8 protein-coding genes and 1 other RNA gene are annotated in these 14,731 nt (G+C 68.4%); 5 read left to right on the plus strand and 4 right to left on the minus strand.

Features of this window, described 5'->3' with window-relative positions:
* Positions 1-124: 124 nt before the first annotated feature.
* The 3 genes from AC1DP9_RS03100 to trxA all read right to left on the minus strand — a co-directional run bounded on the left by AC1DP9_RS03100 (position 125) and on the right by trxA (position 2,853).
* The gene (locus tag AC1DP9_RS03100; RefSeq protein ID WP_477106564.1) at positions 125-976 is read right to left on the minus strand and encodes a M90 family metallopeptidase; all 852 of its coding nucleotides are present in this window, start codon (positions 974-976) and stop codon (positions 125-127) included.
* A gap of 87 nt (positions 977-1,063) precedes the next feature.
* On the minus strand, positions 1,064-2,326 hold the full coding sequence (rho, locus tag AC1DP9_RS03105) for a transcription termination factor Rho (RefSeq protein WP_092289745.1): 1,263 nt from the start codon (positions 2,324-2,326) through the stop codon (positions 1,064-1,066).
* Positions 2,327-2,514: 188 nt separating this feature from the next.
* The gene (gene trxA / locus AC1DP9_RS03110) at positions 2,515-2,853 is read right to left on the minus strand and encodes a thioredoxin TrxA (protein WP_092289743.1); all 339 of its coding nucleotides are present in this window, start codon (positions 2,851-2,853) and stop codon (positions 2,515-2,517) included.
* A 438-nt stretch (positions 2,854-3,291) separates the two neighbouring features.
* On the opposite strand from trxA, the gene AC1DP9_RS03115 reads away from it, so the two are divergent.
* The 3 genes from AC1DP9_RS03115 to AC1DP9_RS03125 all read left to right on the plus strand — a co-directional run bounded on the left by AC1DP9_RS03115 (position 3,292) and on the right by AC1DP9_RS03125 (position 10,199).
* Positions 3,292-3,570 carry a hypothetical protein gene (locus tag AC1DP9_RS03115; RefSeq protein WP_092289741.1) on the plus strand — a complete coding sequence of 93 codons (279 nt, stop codon included), beginning with the start codon at positions 3,292-3,294 and terminating at the stop codon, positions 3,568-3,570.
* A gap of 138 nt (positions 3,571-3,708) precedes the next feature.
* Positions 3,709-6,642 (plus strand): PD-(D/E)XK nuclease family protein, encoded by a 2,934-nt coding sequence (locus AC1DP9_RS03120; RefSeq protein ID WP_477106565.1) that lies wholly within the window; start codon positions 3,709-3,711, stop codon positions 6,640-6,642.
* Entirely contained in the window at positions 6,639-10,199 is a 3,561-nt protein-coding gene (locus tag AC1DP9_RS03125) for a UvrD-helicase domain-containing protein (RefSeq protein WP_477106566.1), read from the plus strand. Before AC1DP9_RS03120 ends, AC1DP9_RS03125 begins: the two co-directional genes overlap by 4 nt.
* A gap of 158 nt (positions 10,200-10,357) precedes the next feature.
* Here AC1DP9_RS03125 and ffs read toward each other — a convergent pair.
* Positions 10,358-10,456, minus strand: an RNA gene (gene ffs / locus AC1DP9_RS03130) — signal recognition particle sRNA small type.
* A 154-nt stretch (positions 10,457-10,610) separates the two neighbouring features.
* Here ffs and AC1DP9_RS03135 point away from each other — a divergent pair.
* Together AC1DP9_RS03135 and AC1DP9_RS03140 are read left to right on the plus strand one after the other, a co-directional pair.
* Positions 10,611-13,121, plus strand: coding sequence for an adenosylcobalamin-dependent ribonucleoside-diphosphate reductase (locus AC1DP9_RS03135; RefSeq protein ID WP_477106567.1), 2,511 nt, complete (start codon positions 10,611-10,613; stop codon positions 13,119-13,121).
* Positions 13,122-13,163: 42 nt separating this feature from the next.
* Positions 13,164-14,731: DNA polymerase III subunit gamma/tau (locus tag AC1DP9_RS03140; RefSeq protein ID WP_477106568.1), on the plus strand; the 1,568-nt coding region annotated here is incomplete at its 3' end.

The following is a 14,731-nucleotide window of genomic DNA, read 5'->3' on the forward strand; positions in this document are numbered from 1 at the left end:
TGCGACGAGCGAACCACTTGCCGATAACGGGCAAACCGGGATTATGCCAGAAAAACAAGCGCTTGGACAACAATCCGCGCGCGGCTGTGACCATGTCGTCGGGAGTTCGGAAGTGCATTTTGCGTCATTTTTTGGCCGGGTCCTGACGGTAGAACGTGGCCAGCGCTTCGTATAGCGTAGACCAATGCCGGCGCAGGCCTTCGGGCTCCACGAAAAATGCCTCGGACGCCACTGCGAAGAACTCGCCGGGCGCCTCGCATCCGTAGGGGTCGATCACCCGCAGCCGGGGCGGCAGCCGCTCGGGGTGGTCCCATGCACTGTCCGGTACGGCCTCGCAGGCATCGGCGAAGGCATCGTACTGGCTCAGGAACGCCTCGGCCCACTGTTCGGCATCGACGCCCGGATGCAGCACGCGCGAGAAGGGCGGCACGCCGTCGGGCTCGCCGTCGAGCATGTCGAGCTTGTGGGCGAACTCGTGGATCACCACGTTGTAGGTGTCCGCCGGCAGCGCGTGGTCGGAATCGAGCCCGGCGCCGGGCGTGCTCACGTCCTGCCAGGACAGGATGACGGGACCATGCTCCCACGCCTCGCCGCTCGCCTCCTCCTCCACGCCGTGCACCAGCCCGATCTCGTCCTCCACGGTGCGCCGGATCAGGAATTCGCCCGGATACAGCACGATGCCGTGCCAGCCGCGATACCACTCGATACCGAGCTTGAGGATCGGCACGCAAGCCTGCACGGCCACGCTGACCACCATCTCATCGGTCAGCGGCAGGTCGTGGGCAGTCGAATATTCCTTGCCGGCGATGAACAGCGTGGCCAGCTCGCGCAGCGCGGCCTGATCCTCGGCGCCGTAGCGCTGCACGTAGGGCAGGGCAGCCACGGTGCGCGTCCAGAGGTCGTCCGGAATGGCGTAGTGCTCGAGCTTGCGGGCGCGTGAGCGCGAGCGCAGGTAGCTGGTCAGTTTGCCGAACATGGGCGGAGGGTCGTCGGATCGATTGGCAGAGACAAAAAAGGCGCACCCAAGGGTACGCCTTTCCTGCCTGATGCACTACCGGGGCGGTTAGCCGCCGCGGCGCATCATGTCGAAGAACTCCGCGTTGTTCTTCGTCGGCTTCATCTTGTCGAGGATGAATTCCATCGCCTGCACTTCGTCCATGTCGGAGATGAACTTGCGCAGGATCCAGATCTTCTGGAGGATTTCCGGCTTGATCAGCAGTTCCTCGCGGCGCGTGCCCGACTTGTTCAGGTTGATGGCCGGGTAGACGCGGCGCTCGGCCAGACGGCGCTCGAGGTGCACTTCCATGTTGCCGGTGCCCTTGAACTCTTCGTAGATCACGTCGTCCATGCGGCTGCCGGTTTCGATCAGCGCCGTGGCGATGATGGTCAGCGAACCGCCTTCTTCCAGGTTACGCGCGGCGCCGAAGAAGCGCTTCGGGCGTTGCAGGGCGTTGGCGTCCACACCGCCGGTCAGCACCTTGCCGGAGGCCGGCACCACGGTGTTGTAGGCGCGTGCCAGACGGGTGATGGAGTCCAGCAGGATCACCACGTCGCGCTTCAGTTCCACCAGGCGCTTGGCCTTCTCGATGACCATTTCGGCCACCTGCACGTGACGGATGGCCGGTTCGTCGAAGGTCGACGCCACCACCTCGCCGCGCACCGAGCGCATCATTTCCGTAACTTCTTCCGGGCGCTCGTCGATCAGCAGCACGAACAGGTCAGCTTCCGGATGGTTGTTCGCAATCGCATGCGCGATGTGCTGGAGCATCACGGTCTTGCCCGACTTCGGCGAGGCCACCAGCAGCGCGCGCTGGCCACGGCCGATCGGGGCGATCATGTCGATCACGCGGCCGGTGATGTTCTCTTCGGCGCGGATGTCACGTTCGAGCTGGAGCGGCCGGTTCGGATGCAGCGGCGTCAGGTTCTCGAACATGATGCGGTTCTTCACCGCTTCGGGCGCCTGCCCGTTGACCTTGTCCACCTTGACCAGCGCGAAGTAGCGCTCGCCGTCCTTCGGGGTCCGCACTTCACCTTCGATCGAATCGCCGGTATGGAGATTGAAGCGGCGGATCTGCGAAGGGCTGATGTAGATATCGTCCGTGCTGGCCAGGTACGAGGTTTCCGGCGAGCGGAGGAAGCCGAAGCCGTCGGGGAGGACTTCCAGCGTGCCGTCTCCGTAGATGGTTTCGCCCATCTTGGCGCGCTTCTTCAGGATCGCAAACATCAGTTCCTGTTTGCGCATCCGCTGTGCATTGTCGATCTCGAGCGTTGCCGCCATTTCGAGAAGCGCAGACACGTGAAGCGATTTGAGTTCTGTCAGGTGCATAGACGAGGGGTACAGAAGTGGCCCGGACGGGCGAGACCAAAGGGAAGGGGGAAAGAATGAGCGAACGCTCGGGGAAGTTGTTGATGGCATCTTAGCACAATCCGGCCGGCGCGCCAGAGCTGGCGCACGCGAAGCCGGATCATGCGGTGCCGCAGCCAGCCACGCCGGGCTGGCCGCGGGGTCTGGCGTCAGGCCAGGGCCGGGACGTTGTTCTTCAGGAACGCGGTCAGGTCCGACTTGGACAGGGCGCCAACCTTCTGGGCGACAACCTTGCCTTCCTTGAACAGGATCAGCGTGGGAATGCCACGGATGCCGAACTTGGCCGGCACCTGCTGGTTCTCATCCACATTGATCTTGGCGATCTGCACCTTGTCGCCGAAATCGCGTGCCACTTCGTCCAGGATCGGGGCGATCATCTTGCACGGACCGCACCACTCGGCCCAGAAGTCCAGCAGGACGGGCTTGTCGGACTGGAGGACGTCGGCGTCGAACGATGCGTCGCTCACATACTTGATTTGTTCGCTCATGGCGTGAAACCTCTGGGGCTCAGTTGATGTTGAAGGCTGACCGCTACCTTACACGAGAATCCGGCGATCGGTTTGCGATGGCGCCGGAGGCAGTCAGGTCAGGCGGGTCGTGCCGTTGATGCCGATATGTTACCAGCTTGCCGAATTTCAATACCCCCTCGGAACGGGGTGCCGACAGGGCCGGGGACAGGTGCAATTGTGCCCCCGCGCGGTAATACCTGCTCAACATTGTGTTAATCGCGGCAAGAGAATCGCTCAATCGGCACCGGGTTATCCAGTACTCAAATGGATTATCTTTGTGCCCCGGGAATTCCCCCAATAAGGGTATCCGGCATGACCTGAAAAGCACTTTGAGAATCCTCCCCATGCCGACCGACCGGCCGCGCGCGTAGAATGATATGGATTGCCAACCCCGCAGGCACCACAAGGCCACCGACCATGACTGCCGATCCCCGCAAGCCCGATCCCGCCGACGATCTGCCCGACACGCCACCGGACGTGGATCACCTGAGCGACGCCCTGGCGCACCTGAACAGCGCGGTGGAGACCAACAGCATTGCCACTGGCGCGGCGCGTGGGCTCGTCTACAGCGTGATGGAGACGCTCGGCACGCTGGTTGGCGATCCGGACCTGCCCGAGCACGCCCGCTCCGGCTACGAAGGGTTGCTCGAAACCGCCCGCGAGTTGCGTGCGCGGCTGGAGCGCGGTGATCACTGACCCGCGCCCGCCCGGGCTGCCGGGTGGCCCCGGCCAACGCGATCGTATTTCCTTGACTGACTACGCCGTGGTGCCCTGGCGCGCCACGGCCCCGTGCCCCCATTTGCGCCTGACCCGACGTGGTCCGGCGCGCCATCCATGACCCGGCTTTCGTTTTCTCCCGGCCCCGCCTTCCTTGAGCAGGCCGCCACCGCGACGTGGTATTTCCTTGACCATTGCGGACCGGCCGCCGCCGGCGCGCACGTGGTCGTGCCCACGGCCGCGCAGATTCCGGGTGTCAGGCTGGCGCTCGACGCCGCCGCGCGCGCCGCCGGCACGCCCCGGCTGCTGCCGCGCGTGCTGACGCTGGGCCACTGGCTGCTGGACCTCCCGCCCGACCTGGAAGCCGAGCCCAGGCCGGTGCGCAGCCATGCCGCGCGCCTGCTGGCCGTGCAGCAGGCCATCCGCGAACAGGACTGGCTGCGCCGCGCGTTCGGCGCCCAGACCGAGGGCGCCGCCTGGGGGCTGGCGCAAACGCTGCTGTCGATCAGCGACGAACTGAGCGCGCGCTGGCTGGAGGACGCCGCCGTCCGCGACGATGACGATATCGATGGCGAGGATCGCGCCGCGCTGCTCCAGGGCGCGTTGCAACGCACCTATGCGCACCTGTCGGAACAATTTCTTGGTCAGGAGGCGCAGATTGTTCTGGCGTTCTGGCAGATGCTTTCCGGTCCGGACGATCCGCTGCCAGCCCGGCGCCGCGCCCTGCAGCGGCTGGCGCAGCAGGTGGCCGGCCCAGTGGTGTGGATTGGCCCGACGCCGCCCGAACCCGTCGAGGCCCGCTTCCTCGCCCAGGCTGGCGAGCAGGTGCCGACGCTCGAAGTGGGCTACGACTGGTCCGGCGGCGCGCACGATGCCGAGGCCACGCCCGACTGGTACGGCACGCTGCTGGCACTGTGGCCCGAGGCACGGCGGATCGATGCAGTGGCAGACGAAGACGAATCTGATGCGTCAGACGATTCCCCGACCCGTCAGTCGCAAAATGCATTGCCTGATCAGCTCCCCGAACATCGCCCCCGCATCCGCGTGGTCGGCAGTGCGCGCTTCGAGGACGAGGCGACCGCCGCCGCCGACCAGCTCGTGCAATGGCTCAACGAAGGCCGCCGCCACGTCGCGCTGGTCGCGCATGACCGCGTGGTGGCCCGCCGGGCCCGCGCGCTGCTGGCCCGCGCCGGGGCGCCGGTGCGCGACGAAACCGGCTGGAAGCTCTCCACCACGCGGGCGGCCGCCGCGCTGATGCGCTGGTTCGACGTCCTGGCGCGCGATGGCGACACCGCCGCGCTGCTCGACCTGCTCAAGAGCCCGTTCTGCCTGCCCGGCTTTGCCCATCGCGGCGGCGCCATCGCGCTGATGGAACGCCAGATTCGCCGCGAAGCCATCACCGGCGGCTGGGCGCGCCTGCGTCATCTGTTTGCCGAGCGGCGCGCCAACGCCACGCTGGTCGATGCCGAGACGATGGACGCCGACGAGGCCCAGCAAGCCACCCGCGCCGGCGCGCGCGCGTTGATCGCCACGCTGGCCGACGAGGCCGCCGCGTGGCCGCGCGGCCTGGCGCAGAAACCGCTGACGGTCTGGCTGGCCCGGCTCGACGCCACGCTGGACGCGCTCGATATGCGCGCGCCCCTCGCCGCCGACGACGCCGGCCGGCAGATGCTCGACGCCCTCGCGCGGCTGGCCGAGTTGCCCGACGACGAGACCGGCGCCCACGCCACGCTGAGCCAGCAGGAATTCCGCGCGATGCTGTCCGCCTTGCTCGAATCGGTGGCGTACAAGGAGCCGTCCGCGCAGAGTTCGTCCCGCATCACGATCCTGCCGCTGAACGGCGCGCGCATGCGGCGCTTCGACGGCGTGGTGATCGTCGGCTGCGACGATGCGCAACTGCCGTCCAGCGCCGCCGAACTGATGTTCTTCTCGAACCAGATGCGCCGCGAACTGGCGCTCGAAGACCGCGAGGCGCGCTTCGCCCAGCAGGCGCGCGATCTGGCCGAAGTGCTATTGAACAACGACGACGTGGTGATGACCTGGCAGCGCTTCGGGGGGCGGGGCGAGCCGCACCACGTGTCGGGCTGGATTGAGCGACTGTCGGCGTGCTGCGCGCGCGCCGGGGCGCCGATCGAGGCCAGCATCGCCCCGCGCCTGCACGACACCTTCGCCCAGCCCGGCTATATGCCGGTGCCGACCGCCCCCGAGCGCGTGCCCGCCCGCTGGAGCGCGCAGGCGTACAACATGCTGCGGCGCTGCCCGTACCAGTTCTTCGCCGCGCGGATGCTCGGGCTGGCCGGTCTTGAGGCGGTAAATGACGACCTAGAGAAGCGCGATATCGGCAATCTGCTACACCGCGTGCTGCTGCAATACCACGCCGAAATTGCCGAAGCCGACGAACAGGACGCCGCGCGGCGGCTGGCCCGGCTGCGCCAGATTTCCGACACCGTGTTTGGCGCGCTGATGGCCGAGGACGGCAACGCCATCGGCTACTACCGTCGCTGGCTGGAGGTGCTGCCGTCCTATATCGACTGGCAGGCTGCGCGTGAGGCCGAGGGCTGGCTGTGGCGCGCCGGCGAATTCGACGTGAGCGTGGATGTGGCGATGCCGGACGGCTTGCCGCTGCGGCTGGCGGGCCGCATCGACCGGCTCGACAAGGGCCCGGATGGCGCGCACGCGGTGCTCGACTACAAGACGCAGCCGGCCAGCCGCCTGCGCCGCAAGGCCGGCGATGCCGAGGAAGACTGCCAGCTGCCGTTCTACGGCCTGCTGCGCGCCGATGCAGTGGCGGGAAGCTGGGTCGCGCTGGAAGGCGTGAAGCACGGCGGGAAAGACAGCGCCGCCGCCGCGCAGCGCGAAGTGGAACTGCCCGACTTCGCCGCCGCCGTCACGTGGCTGGAGCGCCAGCTGCGCCACGATGTGGGCCGCCTGCGTACCGGCGCCAAGTTGCCGGCCTTCGGTGACGCCGCCGCCTGTACCTATTGCGAAGCCCGCGGCCTGTGCCGCAAGGGCTTCTGGGAATCCACCGCCTTGCCAGATCTGCAGTCATGACCGACGTCCACGCCTACCTTCGCGATGGGCACCCCATCGAAGAGGCCGATTTCACGCGCGCCGCCTGCGACCCCGCCCGCTCGGTGGTGGTGGAGGCGTGCGCCGGCAGCGGCAAGACGTGGCTGCTGGTGGCGCGACTGGTGCGCTTGCTGCTGGCCGGCGCCGCCCCGCACGAGATTCTGGCGATCACCTTCACGCGCAAGGCCGCCGAGGAGATGCGCGAGCGCCTGCTGGAAGTGCTCTCGCAACTGGCCAGCGGCACAGACGCCGAGGTGCTGGCCGCCCTGACCATGCGTGGCCTGACCCCGGACGCCGCCCGGGCCGCGCTGCCGCGTGCGCGCGGGCTGCACGCGAAGGTGCTCGCCTCGCCGGGGCGCATGGCCATCGACACCTTCCACGGCTGGTTCGGCACGCTGCTGCGTGGCGCACCGCTGGCCTCCGGCATCGTGCCGGGCGCATCGCTGCGGGAAGACGCCCTGCGCATGAAGCGGGAAGCCTGGGCGCCGTTCTGGCGTGCGTTGGCCCAGCCCCAATTCGCCGAATTGCGGGCATCGTACGAACAACTGGTCGATGCCATCGGCGACTTCCAGGCGCGCAGCCTGCTGGACCGCATGTTCCACGCGCGCAGCGAATGGTTTGCGATGCGCGAGGCTGGCGACCCGGCGACGATGCTCGCGGAACACCTCGGCGACGATGCCACGGCGGACGTACTGGTGGAGGCGCTCTGCGAGGGCGAATGGCTCGACGACTGCGCGGCCCTCGCAAAACTGCTAGGGCAGGGCGGCAAGACCGAGCACGGCCATGCTGCCCGGATGATCGACGGCCTGACCGCCATCCGCACCTGGCGAGAGGCGGGCGGCGCGCCCGGCGACGCCGCCGCGCAAGCCTTCCACCGCCTGCGATCGGCGTTTTTCACGGCGGCGGGCGAGCCACGTGCGATGCGTCGCACCACGGCGCTGGTCAAGGCCGCGGGCGGCGAGTCCGCCGTGGACCATCTGCTAGCCCGCCATGCCGAACACTGCGCCCGGCTCGACGAAATCGCCGCGCGCCGCTGCGAGGCCGCCGTGCTGGCCATCAACCTCGCGCTGTACCAACTCGGCGATGCCCTGCTCGAGCGCTACCAGCGCTACAAGAACGACCAGCGCGCGATGGATTTCGCGGATCTCGAATGGCTCGCCGCCCGGCTGATGGCCGACGAGGAGACCGCCACCTACCTCCAGGTGCGGCTGGACGCGCGCTACAAGCACCTGTTGCTCGACGAGTTCCAGGACACCAATCCGCTCCAGTGGCGGATCCTGCAGGGCTGGCTGGCCGGCTACCAGGGCCTGGGCGAGAAGCCGACTGTCTTCCTGGTGGGCGATCCAAAGCAGTCGATCTACCGTTTCCGTCGCGCCGACGCCCGCCTGTTCGGCGCGGCGAGCGCCATGCTGCAGGCCGATTTCGGCGCCACCGTGCTGCGGACCAATCGCACGCGGCGTAACCGTCCGGAGGTGCTCGACTGGGTCAACGCCGTGTTCGACCATGCGCGCGCCGAGGGCCGCTATCCGCTGTACGAGACCCAGACCACGGCGCTGCGCGAGCCCGGCGGGCCGGTCTGGCTGCTGCCGCTGGTCGAGGAGCCAGCTGAGGACGAAGCCGAGGTTCCGGCTGACGCCCCATCCCACCGCGACACGCTGACCCAGCCGCGCACGCGGCAGGGCGATTCGCTGCGCTACGAAGAAGGCCGGCGAGTGGCCGCCTGGCTGCACCATGTGCGCGACCACGTGCCCGTGCGGGAAGGGGACACCACGCGGCCTGCCTGCTGGCGGGACATGCACCTGCTGGTGCGCCGCAAGACCCATCTGGCCGATTACGAGCGCGCGCTGCGCGAGGCCGGCATCCCGTGCCTGAGTCCGCGCCGGGGCGGCCTGCTGGCGACGCTGGAGGCGCTCGACATCTCCGCGCTGCTCGCCTTCCTGATGACGCCGGAGTCCGACCTCGACCTCGCGCACGTGCTCAAGAGCCCACTGGTGGGCGCCACCGACGATGACCTGCTGCTGCTGGCCGGCCTGGAAGGCGAGGGCGGCTGGTGGGCGCGCATCCACGCGGTGGGCGTGCCACCCGAATGTTCCGATGCGCTACGTGGCGGCGTGGCCCGGCTGCGCGCCTGGCTCGCGCTGGCGCCACAGCGACCCGTGCATGACCTGATCGACCATATCTATGATGCGGGCGAGGTGCGCCGCCGCTACGCCGAGGCCGCGCCAGCCGCCATCCGCGAGCAGGTGCTGGCCAATCTCGACGCCTTCCTGAAGCTGTCGCTGGACCTCGATGGCGGTCGTTATCCGAGCTTGCCGAAGTTTATCGACGAGTTGCAGGAAATTCGGCGCGGCGACGAGGACGAGAGCCCCGACGAGGGCGGCATGGGCGAAGGCGTGGAGGACGGCGAGGCGGAGCCRGAAGATGACGGCGAAAGCCAGCTTGATGCGGTGCATATCCTGACCGTTCACGCCGCCAAGGGGCTCGAGGCCCCCTTCGTGGTGCTGCTCGACGCGAACCACAGCGACCCGGCGGCGGACCGCGGCGGCATTCTGGTTGACTGGCCGCCTGAGTCGCCGGTGCCCCGGCATTTCTCGGCCTACGGCAAGCGCAGCGAGCGCGGCCGGGCCCGCCAGCCCCTGTTCGAGGCCGAAGCGGCGCTGGCCGAGCGCGAGAACTGGAATCTGCTCTATGTGGCGATGACGCGCGCCCAACAGGGTTTGCTGGTGAGCGGCGTGAAGGGCCGTGCGAGCAAGGCCGAGAAAGAGGGCGCGGCGGCCGAGATCGCGGGTAGCTGGTACGTGCGACTGGCGGCGGCAGGCGTGGGCGAAGCGGTGGACGGCTACCCGGAAACCGAAGCTGCCCCCGGCGATGCCGCGCTGACGCCAGTGAGCGAGCGCGTGCGCTACGCGGACTTCCGCCTGCGCTATCGCGACGCGGCGCCACTCCCGCAAATTGACGAATTCGATGAGTTCGACGACAAAGACCAGGAAGAAACGGTGGTGTTCGACGCCGCAGCGGCGGCCCATGGCGAACTGGTCCACGCCTTGCTGGAACGGGTGACGCGCTATCCGGAAGCCTTCGGCGCCTTGCCGGACGTGCCCACGGTCATGCGCTGGTTCCCGCTGGCCGGCGCCGGGGCGCCGCAGGCGCGCGAACGCTGGCAGGCCCAGGCCGAAGCGGCCGTGGCCGACGTCCGCACGATGCTGACCGCACCGGCGCTGCGCCCGCTGTTCTTCCCCGAAGCGGCGCTATCGTCGCGCAACGAGGTGGAACTGTACGACGGACGCGGCCGGCTGCTGCGGATCGACCGACTCGTGGAATTCACCGACCGCGTGGTCGTGATCGACTACAAACTGCGTTTGCTGCCGCAGGAACATGCCGCCTATGGCGCCCAACTCGCGCGCTACGTGGCGGCAGTGGGGCCGATGTTCCCCGGCAAGCGCATCGAGGCCGGCGTGGCAACCGCGGCCGGGGAGTGGATCGACGCGGGCAGTTTGCGCGCGCCGGTGCCAGCGATGCGGCAGGGGTCGTTGTTCTGAGCGATTGGGGGCATGCGCCCCCAATCGAAAAATGGGAGCAGAATAGGCGGCATTGCAGGGCATTGCCGACGCTGTTGCCTGATTGTGCGGGGGCTGTGTGACGTGTAACGCGAACGGTTACGAAGATGTGCCGCGAAGGAACGCAGCAAAAGAATATGGGGGACGAGCCTGACCCTCGGCACTGATGGAAAACGGCTGTGGCTGCTTCGTTCCCGACCTGACCAGGTTGACCGCGCCACCATGCGAGGAGGCCCGTCCGACCGGCATTGTATCGCAACCGGCCGGAGGCGTCCCGAAATTAGTTGGAATACGATTTGTTCTAGCTAGTTTGATCTGACGCAGGCTGTGCGCCGGAGGATCGCTGGCAGCATGGCGGACTGGAAAAATCGTTCCATCTGAATGAGCCAGGACATGAACGCAAACGACCAGATCTTGCGCGGCGCGCTGGCGCCGCAGGACATCTCCACCGAAGTGCTGCTGGAGAAGTACGCCAAGGGCGAGGAAAGCACCATTGCCGATGTGCGTGCCCGCGTGGCGCGTGCGCTGGCGGAGGCCGAGCCGGCCGACCGGCGCGAGATGTGGGGCGCGCGCTTCCTCTGGGCGCTGGAGAACGGCTTCGTGCCGGCGGGGCGGATCAATTCCGCCGCTGGCACGGGTATCCAGGCCACGCTGATCAACTGCTTCGTCCAGCCCGTGGGCGACTCGGTTTCCGAGGCGCGCGACGGCAAGCCCAGCATCTACGCGGCCGTGGCCCAGGCGGCCGAGACCATGCGGCGCGGCGGCGGGGTGGGCTACGACTTCTCGGCCATCCGCCCCGGCGGGGCGCTCGTGCGCGCGACGCACTCGCGCGCGTCCGGGCCGGTCTCGTTCATGAAGGTGTTCGATGCCTCCTGCGCCACCGTGGAGTCCGCCGGCGCCCGGCGTGGCGCGCAGATGGGCGTGCTGCGCTGCGACCACCCCGATATCGAGAGCTTTATCCACGCCAAGGACCAGGGCGACCTCACCAACTTCAATATCTCGATCGGCGTGACCGATGCGTTCATGCAGGCCGTGGAGGCAGATGGCGAGGTGGAACTGGTCCACGAGGCCGAGCCGGGCATGGACATGATCGCCGCCGGCGCCTATCGGCGCGATGACGGCCAGTGGGTCTACCGCCGCGTGCCGGCCCGCCAGCTCTGGGACCAGGTCATGCAGGCCACGTATGACCATGCCGAGCCGGGCATCCTGTTCCTGTCGCGGATCAACGCGGACAACAACCTCTATTACTGCGAAACCATCGAGGCGACCAACCCGTGCGCGGAGCAGCCGCTGCCGTCGTATGGCTGCTGCTGCCTCGGGTCGATCAACCTGACCGGCTTCGTGCGCCAGCCGTTCACGGCCGAGTCCTATTTCGATTTCGAGGCCTTCGCCGAGGTCGTGCGGGTGTCCACGCGCATGCTGGACAACGTGCTGGACGTCACGTTCTGGCCGCTGCCCGAGCAGGAGGCCGAGGCCCGCGCCAAGCGCCGCATCGGCCTGGGCTTCCTGGGGCTGGGGAGCGCGCTGGTGATGCTCGGCCTGCGCTACGACGGCGATGCCGCGCGCGAGCTGGCCGGGCGGATTTCGGAAGCCATGCGCGACCATGCCTACCTGGCATCGGTGGAGCTGGCCGACGAGAAGGGCGCCTTCCCGCTGTTCGAGGCCGACCAATACCTGGCCGGCGGCTTCGTGAGCCGGCTGCCCGAGGCCGTGCGCGACGCCATCCGGGCGCATGGCCTGCGGAACTCGCACCTGCTCTCCATTGCCCCAACGGGCACGATCACGCTGGCATTTGCCGATAACGCGTCGAATGGCATCGAGCCGGCGTTTTCGTGGACCTACAACCGCCGCAAGCGGATGCCGGACGACAGTTACCGATCGTTCGAGGTGGCCGATCACGCCTGGCGACTGTATCGCCACATGGGCGCCGACATGGAGCGGCTGCCGGAGAGCTTCGTCACCGCGCTCCAGATGTCGGTGCTGGACCACATGCGCATGCTGGAGGCGGTGCAGCCCTATATCGACACCAGCATCAGCAAGACCGTCAACGTGCCGGAGGACTATCCGTACGAGGCCTTCCGCAACCTCTACCTGGAGGCCTGGAAGGCCGGCCTGAAGGGGCTGGCGACCTATCGGCCCAACAGCGTGCTGGGCGCCGTGCTCTCGGTCACGCCTGCCACCGCCCCGGCGACGGCCTCCGCCGCCACCGCGGCCACCCCGGACGACGATCCGCTGACGCGCCCGTTCAACAGCCGGCCGCTCGGAGACCTGGAAGGCGTGACGTCCAAGGTGGAGTATCTGACCTACGAGGGCCACAAGACCGTCTACCTGACCGTGAACTTCATGCGGGTCTCGGGCGTCATCGATGGAAAGCCGGTGACGGTGGAGCGGCCGCTCGAGTTCTTCATGCCGGCGGGCCAGCGCACCGAGGGGCAGCAGTGGATCACCTCGACCATGCGGCTGCTGTCGATGGTGGCGCGCTCCGGCGGCCCGGTGGCCAAGGCACTGGCGGACATGCGCAACGTGGTCTGGGACAAGGGCACGGTCCGATATGGTGCATTGGTGCGCCAGGACGGCACCGAGGTGCCGCGTTTCCATGATTCCGAGGTGGCCGCCATCAGCTACGCGCTCCAGCGCATCCTGATCAAGCGCGGGTTCCTGGACGAGGACGGCGCCCAGGTGCCGGCGGCGGCGCTGGCGGCCCGGCTGGCCGGGCGGGACGCGTTCCAGGCTGGCGAGCCGGCCCTGGCGCTGGCCGGCAACCCGACGCGGCCGGCCCCGGCCGGCCACAACCCCGGCGTGGGCACCGGCAAGCCTTGCCCCGAGTGTGGCGCCCACGCCCTGCACAAGGTGGATGGCTGCGCCAAATGCGCCAATTGTGGCTACGTGGGGGAGTGCGGTTAATCGGCGCCATTCGGGGCGGCGCGTTTTGCTACAATCGGCGCCATGAGTTATCAAGTTCTAGCGCGCAAATGGCGCCCCAGGGATTTCACCACGCTGGTGGGCCAGGAGCACGTGGTCCGCGCGCTCACGCACGCGCTGGAACAGCAGCGGCTGCATCACGCCTACCTGTTCACCGGCACCCGTGGCGTGGGCAAGACCACGCTCTCCCGGATCCTGGCCAAGGCCCTCAACTGCACCGGCATTGACGGGGCGGGCGGCATCACGGCCCAGCCGTGCGGCCAGTGCAAGGCCTGCCAGGAGATCGACAGCGGCCGTTTCGTCGACTACATCGAGATGGACGCGGCGTCCAACCGGGGTGTGGACGAAATGGCGCAACTGCTGGACAAGGCGGTCTACGCGCCGACCGTGGGCCGATTCAAGGTCTACATGATCGACGAAGTCCACATGCTGACCAACCACGCCTTCAACGCGATGCTGAAGACGCTGGAAGAGCCGCCCGGACACGTCAAATTCATCCTCGCCACCACCGATCCACAGAAGATTCCGGTCACGGTGCTGTCGCGCTGCCTGCAATTCAACCTGAAACAGATGCCGCCGGGGCATATCGTCTCGCATCTGGACCATATCCTGGGCCAGGAAGGCATCGGCCATGACGGCAACGCGCTGCGGCTGCTGGCCCAGGCGGCCCATGGGTCGATGCGCGACGCGCTGTCGCTGACCGACCAGGCCATCGCCTATAGCGCCGGGCAGGTTTCCGAGGAGGCCGTGCGCGGCATGCTCGGCGCCATCGACCAGAGCTACCTCGTGCAATTGCTGGACGCGCTGGCCGCCGAGGACGGCGCCGCCATGCTCGGGATTGCCGATGCGATGGCGGACCGCAGCCTGTCGTTCGCCGGCGCGCTGCAGGATCTGGGCTCGTTGCTGCACAAGGTGGCGCTGGCGCAGGCCGTGCCGGCATCCGTGCAGGACGAATGGCCCGAGGCTGACGAAGTACGACGGCTGGCCGGCGTGTTCGACGCCCAGGAAGTGCAGCTGTTCTACCAGATTGCCAATATTGGCCGCAACGAACTGGCACTGGCGCCGGACGAGTACGCCGGCTTCACCATGACGCTGCTGCGCATGCTGGCCTTCCGGCCGTCCGCCAGCCCGGCGACGGTGGGCGGGCAGGGCGGTGGCGGCCAGCAGCAAGTTGCCCGACCGCGCCCCGCCGCGCCGGCAGCACCCGCGCCGCGTGTGGCGGCTGCGCCGGTGGCGATGGCCCCGGCTGCTGTTCCGGTTGCTGTTCCCACGCCTGCCGCTGTTTCGGCTCCGGTGGCGCCAGTCGCTCCGGTGCAGGCCGCCGAGCCGGTTCGATCCGAGCCCCTGGCGCCGGTTGCCCGCCCCGCCGAGCCGGTGACGCCGGTCCGGGCGGAAGCGCCCGCGCCGTCCGCTCCGGCACCGGTGGCCGATACCGCCGCGATGTCGCCCGCCAAGGCCGCCTTGCTGGCCGCCCGTCAGGCCACGGCTGGCCGTGGCGGCGCGCGGCCGATGTCGGCGCCCGCTGCGGCGGCCGCGCCGAGCCCGCGTCCCGCGGCCCAGCCGTTGCGTCCGCCTGTGGCGGCGCGTCCGGC

This window comes from Cupriavidus sp. 01L43, from assembly GCF_056399925.1.